The organism is Pseudomonas sp. SJZ131, from assembly GCF_007828705.1.
In the GTDB taxonomy this organism is placed as follows: Bacteria; Pseudomonadota; Gammaproteobacteria; order Pseudomonadales; family Pseudomonadaceae; genus Aquipseudomonas; species Aquipseudomonas prosekii.
This window is the reverse complement of the sequence record NZ_VIVC01000001.1, coordinates 125,777-138,959: the sequence shown is the minus strand read 5'-3', so window position 1 is coordinate 138,959 and position 13,183 is coordinate 125,777. Positions and strand designations below refer to the sequence as shown.

Genomic DNA, 13,183 nt, shown 5'->3' with positions numbered 1-13,183 from the left:
CGCCATCGCCACCCAGACCAGCGCTGGCATGGAGCAGCAATACCGCCAGGTCGATCAGGTCGCCACCGCGTCCCACGAAATGAGCGCCACCGCCCAGGACGTCGCCCGCAGCGCTGCGCAAGCGGCCCATGCTGCGCGCGATGCCGACGAAGCCACGCGTCAGGGCCTGACCGTGATCGACCGCACCACCGCGAGCATCGACCACCTCGCCGCCGACATGAGCGCGGCGATGGTGCAAGTCGAAGGGCTGGCGGCGAACAGCGAGAAGATCGGTTCGGTGCTGGAAGTGATTCGCGCCATCGCCGAGCAGACCAACCTGCTGGCGCTCAACGCGGCCATCGAAGCGGCGCGCGCCGGTGAGGCCGGTCGTGGTTTTGCCGTGGTGGCCGATGAAGTGCGCAACCTGGCGCGGCGCACGCAGGAGTCGGTCGAGGAAACGCGCCTCGTGATTGAGCAGTTGCAGAACGGCACGCAGGAAGTGGTCGGTTCGATGAACAACAGTCATCGCCAGGCGCAGAGCAGCGTCGAGCAAGTCGGCCAAGCCGTGACCGCGCTGCGCCAGATCGGCGATGCGGTGACGGTGATTACCGACATGAACCTGCAAATCGCCAGCGCCGCCGAGGAACAAAGCGCGGTGGCCGAAGAGATCAACAACAACGTCGCAACCATCCGCGACGTCACCGAATCGCTGTCCGGCCAGGCCAACGAATCGGCGCGAGTGAGTCAATCGCTGAACACCCTGGCCAACCAGCAGCAGAGCCTCATGGACCAGTTCCGGGTCTGATTCCAACCTCCCCTCCCACAGGAGATTGGTGCCAGCCCTCGGAATCCCAGCAACAGATAACCTGTGGGAGCCGAGCTTGCTCGCGATGGCGGCGGCACATTCAGCATCATTGCTGGCTGATAAACCGCCATCGCGAGCAGGCTCACTCCTACAGGAGATTGGTGCCAGGCCTCGGAATCCCAGCAACAGATAACCTGTGGGAGCCGAGCTTGCTCGCGATGGCGGCGGTACATTCAGCATCATTGCTGGCTGATAGATCGCCATCGCGAGCAGCCTCACTCCTACAGGGGGTTGTGTCCGACCTCGGAATCCCAGCAACAGATAACCTGTGGAAGCTGAGCTTGCTCGCGATGACGGCGGTACATTCAGCATCATTGCTGGCTTATAGATCGCCATCGCGAGCAGGCTCACTCCTACAGGGGATTGGTGCCAGACCTTGGATTCCCAGCAACAGATAACCTGTGGGAGCCGAGTTTGCTCGCGATGGCGGCGGTACATTCAGCATCATTGCTGGCTGATAAACCGCCATCGCGAGCAGGCTCACTCCTAAAGGGGATTGGTGCCAGACCTCGGAATCCCAGCGACAGATAACCTGTGGGAGCCGAGCTTGCTCGCGATGGCGGCGGTACATTCAGCATCATTGCTGGCTGATAAACCGCCATCGCGAGCAGGCTCACTCCTACAGGGGATTGGTGCCAGGCCTCGGAATCCCAGCGACAGATAACCTGTGGGAGCCGAGCTTGCTCGCGATGGCGGCGGTACATTCAGCATCACTGCTGGCTGATAAACCGCCATCGCGAGCAAGCTCGGCTCCCACAGGTTTCCCCCCAGTGATGGTTCCCATCCATCAGGTTTTCCTGTCGTTTCTGCCGTTTGAAGTGGCCGGGTGGATATTTGCGCGAAGCTGATTATGCTTTAGGAAACTTCGCAGCAATGCGCGGTTTGTCCGCTTCCCTGCTTCGCGCAATCCAATGTCATCAGCCCCAGGGCCTGGGTGCGGCAATAAGGGTGTGAGGTGCTCCGGCCTACAACAAGAACAAGACGGAGAAGACCCATGGCCGCAATTGACAACACCACCACGGGCAGCGCGCCCAATCACGGGATCACCAAAGAGGAGCGCAAGGTGATCTTCGCCTCCTCGCTGGGCACCGTATTCGAATGGTATGACTTCTATTTATACGGCTCCCTCGCGGCGATCATCGCCAAGCACTTCTTTGCCGGCGTCAACGAAACCACCTCGTTCATCTTCGCCCTGCTCGCCTTCGCCGCCGGTTTCGCGGTGCGGCCGTTCGGGGCGATTGTGTTCGGCCGCCTGGGCGACATGATCGGGCGCAAGCACACCTTCCTCATCACCATTGTGATCATGGGTATCTCGACCGCGGTGGTCGGTTTCCTCCCCGGTTACGCGACCATTGGCGTCGCGGCCCCGATCATCCTGATCACGTTGCGCCTGCTGCAAGGCCTGGCGCTGGGCGGTGAATACGGCGGCGCGGCGACTTACGTCGCCGAACATGCACCAAAAGGCCGGCGCGGCTTTTTCACCTCGTGGATTCAAACCACCGCGACGCTCGGACTGTTTCTGTCGCTGCTGGTGATCCTCGCCTGCCGCACCGTGCTGGGCACCGAAGCGTTCGAGGCGTGGGGCTGGCGGATTCCGTTTCTGCTGTCGATCCTGCTGCTGATCGTCTCTGTGTACATTCGCCTGCAACTCAGCGAGTCGCCGGTTTTCCTGAAAATGAAGGCCGAAGGCAAAGCCTCGAAAGCGCCGCTGACCGAATCTTTCGCCCGTTGGGAAAACCTCAAAATCGTCATCATGGCGTTGCTCGGCGGCACCGCCGGTCAAGCGGTCGTGTGGTACACCGGGCAGTTCTACGCGTTGTTCTTCCTGTTGCAAACGCTGAAAATCGACGCGCAAACCGCCAACCTGTTGATCGCCGGCTCGCTGCTGATCGGTACGCCATTCTTTGTGATTTTCGGCAGTCTGTCGGACCGCATCGGCCGCAAGGGCATCATCATGGCCGGCTGTATTCTCGCGGCGCTGACGTACTTCCCGATCTTCCACGCGCTGACCCAGTACGGCAATCCTGACGTGTTCATCGCACAGGAGAAAAATCCGGTGACGGTGATCGCGGATCCAGAGCAGTGCTCGTTCCAGTTCGACCCGGTGGGCAAAGCCAAATTCACCAGTTCCTGCGACCTGGCGAAAACCCTGCTGGCGAAACGCGCGATCCCTTACAAAAATGAAACCGCCGAGCCCGGCACCGTTGCCCAGGTACGGATCGGCGACCGGATGATCCCGAGCTTCGAAGGCAGCAGCCTCGCCGCCGCAGACTTCAAAACCCGCAACGACGCCTTCACCGCGACCCTGAGCGGTGCGTTGAAAGAGGCCGGTTATCCGGAAAAAGCTGACCCGGCGAAAACCAATTATCCGATGGTGTTACTGCTGCTGACGATTCTGGTGATCTACGTGACCATGGTTTACGGGCCGATTGCCGCATGGCTGGTGGAACTGTTCCCAGCGCGGATTCGCTACACCTCGATGTCGCTGCCGTATCACATCGGCAATGGCTGGTTTGGTGGGTTCCTGCCGACGGTGGCGTTCGCGATGGTCGCGGCCACCGGGGATATTTACTACGGGTTGTGGTACCCGATTGTGATCGCGGTGATGACGGCGGTGCTGGGGATTTTCTTCATGCCGGAAACCAAGGATCGCGAGATTCACCACACGTAGTCATTGGCTGACATTAAACCTGTGGCGAGGGGGCTTGCCCCCGTTGGACTGCGTAGCAGGCCCGCTTGTTTTGGGGCCGCTTCACGACCCAACGGGGGCAAGCCCCCTCGCCACAAAAGCTGCCTCACCACAAAAGCTCCCTCACCACAGTCAGCAGAGCGATCGCGATCAACGCTTGGGCAATTCGATCACGACTTTCAGCCCGCCCCACTCGCTTTCCAGCAACAGCATGCGCCCGCCCCAGGTGTCGACGATGTCGCGCACGATGCCCAGGCCCAAGCCGTGGCCGTCGGTTTGTTCATCCAGACGAGTGCCGCGACTGAACACCTGAGTGCGCTGGTCTTCGGGAATGCCCGGGCCATCATCCTCGACGCTGACTTCAAACTGTTGCGCACTTTCAACCACGCTCAGACGCACCTCGGCGTCCGCCCATTTGCAGGCGTTGTCCAACAGGTTGCCGAGCAATTCGAGCAAATCCTCGCGATCCCACGGCAAGAGCAGACCGGCCGGTGCGCGATAGCTCAGGTCGAGGTGTTCACCGTGAATCATGTTCAGCGTCGCCAGTAATCCCGGCAGCTCGGCATCACAATCGAACAACACGCCCGGCAACGCATCGCCGGACAACCGTGCGCGATTCAGTTCACGATTGAGCCGCTGCTGCACCTGCTCCAACTGCTGCTGGAAGACCTTGCGTAACTCCGGATGCGCATCGAGTTTTTCGCTCGACGCCAAGCTGAGCAACACCGCCAACGGGGTTTTCAAGGCATGCCCCAGATTGCCCAGCGCATTGCGCGAACGCTTGAGGCTGTCTTCGGTGTGGGCGAGCAAATGGTTGATCTGCGCCACCAGCGGCTCGAGCTCTACCGGCACCTGATCGTCGAGTTGCGAGCGCTGGCCTTGCTGCAATTGGGCGATCTGTTCGCGGGCCTTTTCCAGCGGCCGCAAGGCGCGGCGCACGGTGATCCGTTGCAGCAGCAGAATCAGCAGTAACCCGGCCAGCCCCAGGCCCAAACCGACCTGTTGCATGCGCAGAAAACTCTCGCGCACCGGCGTGTAATCCTGCGCGACACTGATCGAGATCGACTGGCCGAGTCGTCGATAGTCCGAGCGCAGCACCAGCAATTGCTGGCCTTCGGGCCCCAGTTGCAGGTTGCTGTGCAACCCGGCGTGGTCCAGGCGCGGCAGTTCCTGATCCCACAATGAGCGGGAGCGCCAGTGACTGTCGGCAAAATCGATGCGGAAGTAATGCCCGGAAAACGGTCGCTGATAGGCCGGCGACAAGTGCCGCTCATCCAGCTGCAACCCTTGCGGACCGCGCACCAGCGCCGACAGCAGGTTTTCACTGTCGTTGCGTAGACCGGCCTCGAGGTAGCGCTGCAAACCCATCTCGAACAACCACAAACTGGTTTGCGCCAGCACCAGGCCGACGATCACCATCACGCTGATCAGCCCCAGGCTCAAGCGGCGCTGGATCGATCTCACTGCGCTTGCCCGCCGAACAGGTAACCCTGGCCGCGACGGGTTTCGATCACGGCGCGCCCGAGCTTACGCCGCAAGTGGTTGACGTGAACTTCGAGCACATTGGAATCGCGCTCGGTTTCGCCGTCGTACAGGTGTTCGGCGAGGTGGCTTTTCGAGAGGATTTGTTCGGGGTGCAGCATGAAATAACGCAACAGGCGAAATTCGGCAGCGGTGAGTTGGATGTCGGCGCCGTCGCGGGTCACGCACTGGCGACCCTCGTCAAGGTGCAACCCGGCAGCCTTCAGCGTTGGCTGATTGGCCTGGCCGTGGGAGCGGCGCAACAAGGCCTGGACGCGCAGGTGCAGCTCTTCGGGATGAAACGGTTTGGTCAGGTAATCATCGGCGCCGGCCTTGAGGCCTTCGATGCGCTCGGCCCACGAACCACGCGCGGTGAGGATCAACACCGGCGTCGCCAGACCGCCGGCGCGCCACTGCGTCAGCACGTCGAGGCCCGGCACACCGGGCAAGCCGAGGTCGAGGATGATCAGGTCGTAAGGCTCGCTGCTGCCCTGATACACCGCGTCGCGACCGTCGGCCAGCCAGTCCACGGCGTAACCCTGGCGGTTGAGGCCGGCCAGCAATTCGTCGGCCAGGGGCACGTGATCTTCCACCAGAAGCAAGCGCATCGATCAATCTTCCTTGTCTTTCAGTAGTTCGCCAGTGGCAGCCTTGATGTCCAGCTCGCGGACCACGCCTTCGGTGGTCAGCAACTCGACTTCATAAATGTACACGTCGTGCTTTTCTTCCAGCTCGGCTTCGAGCAGTTTCGAGCCTGGATAACGGTCCAGCGCTTGCTGCAGCAATTGCTCGAGCGGCAGGATCACGCCCTGCTGGCGCAAGCGCAAGGCTTCGTCCTGGTCCAGGTCGCGCGCCACGACCACCGAGCAAAACGTCAGCAGCACCAACGCTGTGCGTGAAAATGAAAACAGCTTCATTACGTATCCTGATGATCCTTGAGAACCTGCCCGCTGACAGCGTCCAATTCCAGGTCCCACTCAAGCCCTTGCGGGTCGCGCATTTCCACCTGATAGATGTACTTGCCGTACTCTTCTTCCAGCTCGGTTTCGGTGATGGTCGAACCGGGGTGTTTGGCCAGTGCGGCGGCGTTGAGTTTCTCGAAAGACACAATGGTACCAGCGTCGCGCAGTCTCAGGGCTTCGTCGGGGCCGAGGTCGCGGGCCTGGGCGATGCCAGCGGTCATGCCGATGATGGCAGCGAGGGTCAGGGCAGTCAGGGTTTTCATGGGTGTCTCCGTGTTCATTATGTTGTTGCGCAAGGAGTGCACCATAGCGGGGCGAACTTAACTGAAACTGAATTGCCATCATTGCTCGGGCGTGCACTATGCCCTTGTAGGAGCCAGGCTTGCCGGCGAAGGCGTCCTCGAAATCGCCTTCGCCGGCAAGCCTGGCTCCTACATTTCGTCGTTGACCTGTCTATAATTCCCCGTTCGCCAAACACTGAGACCGGTATGACCGCCATCCACATCAAGTTCCCTTCCCTGACGCTCAAGGCCGGCCCGCGGGCCTTTGCGCGTATTCGCCAGAACGGCTTGAACGCCGCCGACGTCGGCACCCTCCCCGGTGCGGCAGGTGGGCCCAAGGCGTTGGGCATTCAGGGTCTGGACCTGGCGCTGTTTGGGGAGTGGCTGCCGGCGGCGCCGCGCGAGCGTTCGCTGATCGGCGCGTCGGTGGGTTCCTGGCGCTTCGCCAGCGCGTGCCTGCCGGATGCGGCCGCGGGCATTCGGCGCCTCGGCCACCTGTACACCGAGCAGAATTTCGACAAAGGCGTGACCATGGCGCAGATCAGCCAGAGCTCGCGGCGCATGCTCGATGAACTGCTCGATGGCCGCGATGCGACGATCCTCGATAACGCGCATTACCGACTGAACATCATGGTGGTCAGAAGCCACGGTTTGCTCGCACATGATCATCGCGGCCGGCTGGGGCTAGGCTTGTCGTCGGTGATTGCCGACAACCTGCGCGGGCGGGCACGGCTGGCGCGGCACTTCGAGCGCCTGATCATTCACGACCCACGCCTGGCGCCGCCGGTGAATGCGCTGAACGACTTTCCGTCGCGCTTCGTCGCCCTGAATGCCGGCAACTTGCGTCAGGCGCTGCTGGCGTCGGGCTCGATTCCGATGGTCATGGAGGGCGTGCGCGACCTGCCGGGGGCCGGCGCCGGGACCTTCCGCGACGGCGGTCTGCTCGACTATCACCTCGACCTGCCCTACAGCGGCGACGGCATCGTGCTCTATCCGCATTTCACCGATCGGGTGATTCCCGGCTGGTTCGACAAGACCCTACCGTGGCGCCGCGCCTGCACCACGCGCTTGCAGGACGTGTTGCTGCTGGCGCCGTCAAAGGAATATCTGGCGCGGCTGCCCTTCGGCAAACTGCCGGACCGCAACGACTTCAAGCGCTTCATGGGCGATGCGCCGAGCCGGCAGAAATACTGGCGTGCGGCGATGGACGAGAGCCGGCGCATGGGCGACGAGTTTCTCGAACTGGCCGCCAGCGGTCGACTTGGCGAGCGCTTGCTGACCCTTTAGTCAGGACAAGCTGTTAAACTCGCCGCCTGCCCAAATCGCCGCGGCGATCGCCACCTGACAGAGCTGAAAATCACTGTGGAAATCTTCAAAGAATTTACCTTCGAATCCGCCCACCGCTTGCCCCACGTGCCGGAAGGCCACAAGTGCGGTCGCTTGCACGGTCACTCGTTCAAAGTCGCGATTCATCTGAGCGGCGACCTTGATCCGCACACTGGCTGGATTCGTGACTTCTCCGAGATCAAGGCGATCTTCAAGCCGTTGTACGAGCGTCTGGACCACAATTACCTGAACGATATTCCTGGCTTGGAAAACCCGACCAGCGAAGTGTTGGCCAAGTGGATCTGGAATGAGCTGAAGCCGCTGCTGCCGGAACTCAGCGCCATCCGCATTCATGAAACCTGCACCAGCGGCTGCATTTATCACGGCGAGTGAAACCGCTGTTGGAGAAGAACCACCGGCGACGGTGGTTTTTTTATGCCTGTCGTTTCGCGCTCACGACCGGTACAGTCGGGCCCCATCCTTGGCTCCAAAGGAGTCCGTGTCATGTCGCTGATCATTCGTCCCGCAACGCTTGAGGACATCGCGCAGATCGAGGCCATCGTCGAGGCAGCTTACTCGCCTTACATCGAACGTATCGGCCGCAAACCCGCGCCGATGCTCGATGACTATGCGAGCCAGGTGCTGGCCAGGCGCGTGCATGTGCTGGCCGATGAGAAGCGCCTCAGTGGTTTTGTGGTGTTGATCGACACGGAAAACTATTTGCTGCTGGACAATATCGCGGTGAGCCCGGCGCTCAAGGGCCAAGGCCTCGGCCGGCAGTTGCTGGACTTCGCCGAACGCCATGCGCTGGAGGCGGGATATTCGTCGATCCGCCTGTACACCAACGAAGCGATGAGCGAAAACCTCGCGCTGTACGCCCGCCGCGGCTTCGTGGAAACCCATCGGGTCGAAGAAAACGGCTTGCGCCGCGTGCACATGAGCAAGTCGCTGTAACGGGCACAAACCCCGTGCCCATTCGAGATCCATTGTAGGAGCGAGGCTTGCCCGCGAAGGGGTCGTGTCAGACAACATCATTGCTGAATGACCCAGCGCTTTCGCGAGCAAGCTTTGCTCCCACGGGGTTGCGTGTTGGCATAAGTCCCATGACCACCCGAGATCCATTGTGGGAGCGAGGCTTGCCCGCGATGGGGCCGTGTCAGGCAACATCATCGCCGACTGACCCAGCGCTTTCGCGAGCAAGCTTTGCTCCTACGGGGTTGCGTGTTGGCATAAATCCCATGACCACCCGAGATCCATTGTAGGAGCTAGGCTTGCCCGCGAAGGGGCCGTGTCAGGCAACATCATCGTCGACTGACCCAGCGCTTTCGCGAGCAAGCTTTGCTCCTACGGGGTTGCGTGTTGGCATAAATCCCATGACCACCCGAGATCCCTTGTGGGAGCGAGGCTTGCCCGCGATGGGGCCGTGCCAGGCAACATCATTGCTGACTGACACGACGCTTTCGCGAGCAAGCTTTGCTCCTACGCGGTTGCGTGTTGGCATAAATTCCATGACCACCCGAGATCCACTGTGGGAGCGAGGCTTGCCCGCGATGGGGCCGTGTCAGGCAACATCATCGTCGACTGACCCAGCGCTTTCGCGAGCAAGCTTTGCTCCTACGGGGTTGCGTGTTGGCATGAGTCCCATGACCACCCGGGGTCCCTTGTGGGAACGAGGCTTGCCTGCGATGGGGCCGTGTCAGGCAACATCATTGCTGACTGACACGACGCTTTCGCGAGCAAGCTTTGCTCCTACGGGGTTGCGTGTTGGCATAAATTCCATGACCACCCGGGATCCATTGTGGGAGCGAGGCTTGCCCGCGAAGGGGTCGTGTCAGACAACATCATTGCTGAATGACACGACGCTTTCGCGAGCAAGCTTTGCTCCTACGGGGTTGCGTGTTGGGCATACCGGGCACCAACGGCAAACCCGCAATTTTCGTCCTATGCTTTTGCGCTCGAACATGCCAAGAGGACATCCTCATGACTGACTGGCCGCTGGCTCAGACTTATCGTTTCAACGGACATTGCGTTCGCTACGCCGTGCGCGGTGACGGGCCGCCGTTGGTGTTTGTGCATGGCACGCCGTTTTCTTCCTATGTGTGGCATCGCATCGCGCCGCATTTTATTGCCACGCATCGGGTGTATTACTTCGATCTGCTGGGTTACGGGCAGTCCGAGAAAATCAGCGGCGACGTGTCGCTCGGCGTGCAGAACGAACTGCTGGCGCAACTGCTCGACCACTGGGGCCTGCAGCAACCCGACGTGGTCGCTCATGATTTCGGCGGCGCCACCGCGCTGCGCACGCATCTGCTCAACGGCAAAAACTACCGCAGCCTGACGCTGATCGATCCGGTGGCGCTGACGCCCTGGGGTTCGCCGTTCGTGCAGCATGTGCGCCAGCATCAAGCGGCATTCAACGGCCTGCCGGATTACATTCAGCGCGCAATTGTGCCGGCCTATATTCGTGGCGCGATCCACCGCGACATCCCTGACGAGGAACTGGCGCCTTACGTGCAGCCGTGGCTCGGCGACTCGGGCCAAGCGGCGTTCTACCGGCAGATCGCGCAAATGGACGAGCGCTATAACCAGGAAGCCGAACCGCTGTACCCGAGCATTCGCTGCCCGGTACAGATTCTGTGGGGCGAAGATGATCAGTGGATCCCGATCGAGCGCGGGCGCGCGTTGCACCGGATGATCCCGGGATCGAACTTCCACGCCATTGCCAATGCCGGGCACCTGCTGCAAGAAGATGCGCCGGAAGCGATTGTCGCGGCGCTGCTGCGGTTTTTGCCGTTGTCGCGCACTCCATAATCCCCTTCGCTACAGGTGATCGGTCTGCCTCATTACGGTGTCGCGGTTTCAACACTGCGCACCGCTTTCGCTCGCAATTCCACGCAATCCCCGCGCCTCGGCAATAAATGAGCCCATCACTCCAGCCTTGGCACGACCACTGCAACCCTTCTCGCGTCCCTCATCCCAGCAAGGAATGCCCCATGGCGCAGAACGATCCCGGCAACGATTACCCGCTCAGCGAAGTACCGATGCATGCCCGCAAGGGCCTTGCCTCTACGGCCATGGTGCTGCTGGGTTTCACCTTTTTCACTGCGACCATGTTTGCCGGCGGCAAGCTCGGCGTGGCGTTCAGTTTCGGCGAGATGATGGCGGTGATCGTCGTCGGCAATCTGCTGCTCGGCATCTACGCGGCGGCGCTCGGTTACATCGCCTTCAAAAGCGGCCTCAACTCAGTGCTGATGGGGCGTTTCTGCTTTGGCGAAGTCGGCAGCAAGCTCAGCGATTTGATCCTCGGTTTCACCCAGATTGGCTGGTACGCCTGGGGCACCGCCACTGCAGCGGTAGTGCTCGGCAAATATTTCGAGCTGAGCGAAGGCACGGTGCTTGGGCTGATGGTGCTGTTCGGCATGGTGTTCTGCGCCACCGCGTATGTCGGTTATCGCGGACTGGAAATCCTCTCCTACATCGCGGTGCCGGCGATGATGTTGCTGCTGATGCTGTCGATGTGGGTGGCCACGGTGAAGGTCGGCGGCTTCAACGGTTTGCTCGCGGTGATACCGACGGGAACACTCGATTGGTCAACCGCCATCACGTTAGTGTTCGGCACCTTCGTCAGCGGCGCGACGCAAGCGACCAACTGGACACGTTTCTCGCGTTCGGCACGGGTGGCGGTGCTGGCGAGCCTGATCGGCTTCTTCATCGGCAACGGCCTGATGGTGTTGATCGGCGCTTATGGCGCGATCGTCTACCAGCAACCGGACGTGGTCGAAGTGCTGTTGCTGCAAGGTTTTGCGATGGCCGCGATGGCCATGTTGCTGCTCAATATCTGGAGCACCCAGGACAACACCATCTACAACTTCGCCGTCGCCGGTTGCAATCTGCTGCGCACCGGGCGGCGCAAAACCGTGACCCTGGCCGGCGCGGTGATCGGCACGCTGCTGGCGCTGCTGGGCATGTACGACATGCTGGTGCCGTACCTGATTCTGCTCGGCACGGTGATTCCGCCGATCGGTGGCGTGATCATGGCGGACTTTTTCTTCCGTTATCGCGGTCAATATCCACGACTGGCCGAAGCCCGGCTGCCGGCGTTCAACTGGTCCGGACTGAGCGCCTATGCGGTCGGCACCATTGCCGCGTTCAGCTCGCCGTGGGTCGCGCCGCTGGTAGGCATTGCCGCTGCCGCGCTAACGTATGTGTTATTGACCGGCGTGCTGGGTGTCCGCACTGCCGACGCGCCACTACAAGATCTATAAAAGGATTCGCCTGATGCACATCATCAACGCCCGCCTGCGCAACCAAGAAGGCCTGCATGAATTGCACCTGGAAAACGGCCTGATCGGCAACATCGCCCGCCAGACCGAAGCCCCGACCCTCGGCCCCGGTGACCTCGACGCCGGCGGCAACCTGGTGGTGCCGCCCTTCGTCGAGCCGCACATCCACCTCGACGCCACGCTGACCGCCGGCGAGCCGCGCTGGAACATGAGCGGCACGCTGTTCGAAGGCATCGAATGCTGGGGCGAGCGCAAAGCGACGATCACCCTCGAAGACACCAAGACCCGCGCCAAAAAGACCATCCAGACCCTCGCCGCCCACGGCATCCAGCATGTGCGCACGCACGTCGATGTCACCGACTCGAGCCTCACCGCGCTCAAAGCCATGCTCGAAGTGCGCGAAGAAAGTCGGCACCTGATCGACCTGCAAATCGTCGCGTTCCCGCAGGAAGGCATCGAGTCGTACCGCAACGGGCGCGAGCTGATGGAAGAAGCGATTCGCATGGGCGCCGACGTGATCGGCGGCATTCCGCACTTCGAATACACCCGCGATCAAGGCGTCAGTTCGATCAAGTTCCTGATGGACCTGGCCGAGCGCACCGGTTGCCTGGTCGACGTGCATTGCGATGAAACCGACGACCCGCATTCGCGCTTCCTCGAGGTGCTGGCCGAAGAAGCACGCAGCCGTGACATGGGCGCGCGCGTCACCGCCAGCCACACCACGGCGATGGGCTCCTACGACAATGCCTACTGCGCCAAGCTGTTCCGCTTGCTCGGGCATTCGGGGATCAATTTTGTCTCCTGCCCGACTGAAAGCATTCACCTGCAAGGCCGCTTCGACAACTTCCCGAAACGCCGTGGCGTCACCCGCGTCAACGAGCTGCTCGAAGCCGGGATGAACGTGTGTTTCGGCCAAGATTCGATCGTCGATCCGTGGTATCCACTGGGCAACGGCAACATCCTGCGCGTGCTTGAAGCGGGCCTGCACATTTGCCACATGCTCGGTTATCGCAACCTGCAAAGCGCGCTGGATCTGGTGACCGACAACAGCGCAAAAACCATGGCGCTCGGCGACCGTTACGGGCTGGAGCGCGGGCGCCCGGCGAACCTGCTGATTCTGTCAGCGGACAGCGATTACGAAGTGATTCGTAGCCAGGGTCTGCCGCTGTACTCGATTCGCGGGGGTGAGGTTTTGATGAAGCGCCAGATGCCGAGCGTGGAATGGCCGCAGCAGGTTTGAATGTGAGTTGAACTGAGAGGACGCCTTCGCGGGCAAG

12 protein-coding genes are annotated in these 13,183 nt (G+C 61.3%); 8 read left to right on the top strand and 4 right to left on the bottom strand.

Annotated features, from left to right (window positions below; genetic code table 11):
• Window positions 1–28: 28 nt before the first annotated feature.
• Together FBY12_RS28060 and FBY12_RS00350 are read left to right on the top strand one after the other, a co-directional pair.
• Window positions 29–784 (top strand): methyl-accepting chemotaxis protein, encoded by a 756-nt coding sequence (locus tag FBY12_RS28060; RefSeq protein WP_371918703.1) that lies wholly within the window; start codon window positions 29–31, stop codon window positions 782–784.
• A gap of 1,054 nt (window positions 785–1,838) precedes the next feature.
• A complete protein-coding gene (locus FBY12_RS00350; RefSeq protein WP_145249998.1) occupies window positions 1,839–3,515 on the top strand; it encodes an MFS transporter in 1,677 nt (558 codons plus the stop codon).
• A gap of 168 nt (window positions 3,516–3,683) precedes the next feature.
• Here FBY12_RS00350 and FBY12_RS00345 read toward each other — a convergent pair whose 3' ends face one another.
• Genes FBY12_RS00345 through FBY12_RS00330 form a run of 4 tightly spaced genes read right to left on the bottom strand, consistent with a single transcriptional unit; the run spans window position 3,684 to window position 6,279 of the window.
• On the bottom strand, window positions 3,684–4,997 hold the full coding sequence (locus FBY12_RS00345; protein WP_101207421.1) for a sensor histidine kinase: 1,314 nt from the start codon (window positions 4,995–4,997) through the stop codon (window positions 3,684–3,686).
• Window positions 4,994–5,662, bottom strand: coding sequence for a response regulator transcription factor (locus FBY12_RS00340; RefSeq protein WP_121732269.1), 669 nt, complete (start codon window positions 5,660–5,662; stop codon window positions 4,994–4,996). Before FBY12_RS00340 ends, FBY12_RS00345 begins: the two co-directional genes overlap by 4 nt.
• Window positions 5,663–5,665: 3 nt before the next feature.
• Window positions 5,666–5,971 (bottom strand): PepSY domain-containing protein, encoded by a 306-nt coding sequence (locus tag FBY12_RS00335; RefSeq protein WP_092279810.1) that lies wholly within the window; start codon window positions 5,969–5,971, stop codon window positions 5,666–5,668.
• Window positions 5,971–6,279 carry a PepSY domain-containing protein gene (locus FBY12_RS00330; RefSeq protein ID WP_121732268.1) on the bottom strand — a complete coding sequence of 103 codons (309 nt, stop codon included), beginning with the start codon at window positions 6,277–6,279 and terminating at the stop codon, window positions 5,971–5,973. Before FBY12_RS00330 ends, FBY12_RS00335 begins: the two co-directional genes overlap by 1 nt.
• Before the next feature lie 225 nt (window positions 6,280–6,504).
• On the opposite strand from FBY12_RS00330, the gene FBY12_RS00325 reads away from it, so the two are divergent.
• The 6 genes from FBY12_RS00325 (at window position 6,505) to codA (ending at window position 13,146) form a co-directional block, all read left to right on the top strand.
• Entirely contained in the window at window positions 6,505–7,584 is a 1,080-nt protein-coding gene (locus tag FBY12_RS00325) for a patatin-like phospholipase family protein (protein WP_145249995.1), read from the top strand.
• 75 nt (window positions 7,585–7,659) lie between these two features.
• Window positions 7,660–8,016, top strand: coding sequence for a 6-carboxytetrahydropterin synthase QueD (queD, locus tag FBY12_RS00320; protein WP_019692825.1), 357 nt, complete (start codon window positions 7,660–7,662; stop codon window positions 8,014–8,016).
• Between the two features lie 111 nt (window positions 8,017–8,127).
• The gene (locus FBY12_RS00315; protein ID WP_145249992.1) at window positions 8,128–8,577 is read left to right on the top strand and encodes a GNAT family N-acetyltransferase; all 450 of its coding nucleotides are present in this window, start codon (window positions 8,128–8,130) and stop codon (window positions 8,575–8,577) included.
• Between the two features lie 1,026 nt (window positions 8,578–9,603).
• On the top strand, window positions 9,604–10,434 hold the full coding sequence (locus tag FBY12_RS00310; RefSeq protein WP_145249989.1) for an alpha/beta fold hydrolase: 831 nt from the start codon (window positions 9,604–9,606) through the stop codon (window positions 10,432–10,434).
• 182 nt (window positions 10,435–10,616) lie between these two features.
• On the top strand, window positions 10,617–11,888 hold the full coding sequence (codB, locus tag FBY12_RS00305; protein ID WP_145249986.1) for a cytosine permease: 1,272 nt from the start codon (window positions 10,617–10,619) through the stop codon (window positions 11,886–11,888).
• Window positions 11,889–11,901: 13 nt separating this feature from the next.
• Window positions 11,902–13,146, top strand: a complete 1,245-nt coding sequence (codA, locus tag FBY12_RS00300) for a cytosine deaminase (RefSeq protein ID WP_092279798.1) — start codon at window positions 11,902–11,904, stop codon at window positions 13,144–13,146.
• Window positions 13,147–13,183: the final 37 nt, after the last annotated feature.

Excerpts from the sequence above, each read along its gene's own strand:
- FBY12_RS28060 (WP_371918703.1), top strand. The coding sequence starts at position 29 with ATGGAGCAGCAATACCGCCAGGTCGATCAGGTCGCCACCGCGTCCCAC.
- FBY12_RS00350 (WP_145249998.1), top strand. The coding sequence starts at position 1,839 with ATGGCCGCAATTGACAACACCACCACGGGCAGCGCGCCCAATCACGGG.
- FBY12_RS00340 (WP_121732269.1), bottom strand. The coding sequence starts at position 5,662 with ATGCGCTTGCTTCTGGTGGAAGATCACGTGCCCCTGGCCGACGAATTG.
- FBY12_RS00335 (WP_092279810.1), bottom strand. The coding sequence starts at position 5,971 with ATGAAGCTGTTTTCATTTTCACGCACAGCGTTGGTGCTGCTGACGTTT.
- FBY12_RS00330 (WP_121732268.1), bottom strand. The coding sequence starts at position 6,279 with ATGAAAACCCTGACTGCCCTGACCCTCGCTGCCATCATCGGCATGACC.
- FBY12_RS00325 (WP_145249995.1), top strand. The coding sequence starts at position 6,505 with ATGACCGCCATCCACATCAAGTTCCCTTCCCTGACGCTCAAGGCCGGC.
- FBY12_RS00315 (WP_145249992.1), top strand. The coding sequence starts at position 8,128 with ATGTCGCTGATCATTCGTCCCGCAACGCTTGAGGACATCGCGCAGATC.
- FBY12_RS00310 (WP_145249989.1), top strand. The coding sequence starts at position 9,604 with ATGACTGACTGGCCGCTGGCTCAGACTTATCGTTTCAACGGACATTGC.
- codB (WP_145249986.1), top strand. The coding sequence starts at position 10,617 with ATGGCGCAGAACGATCCCGGCAACGATTACCCGCTCAGCGAAGTACCG.
- codA (WP_092279798.1), top strand. The coding sequence starts at position 11,902 with ATGCACATCATCAACGCCCGCCTGCGCAACCAAGAAGGCCTGCATGAA.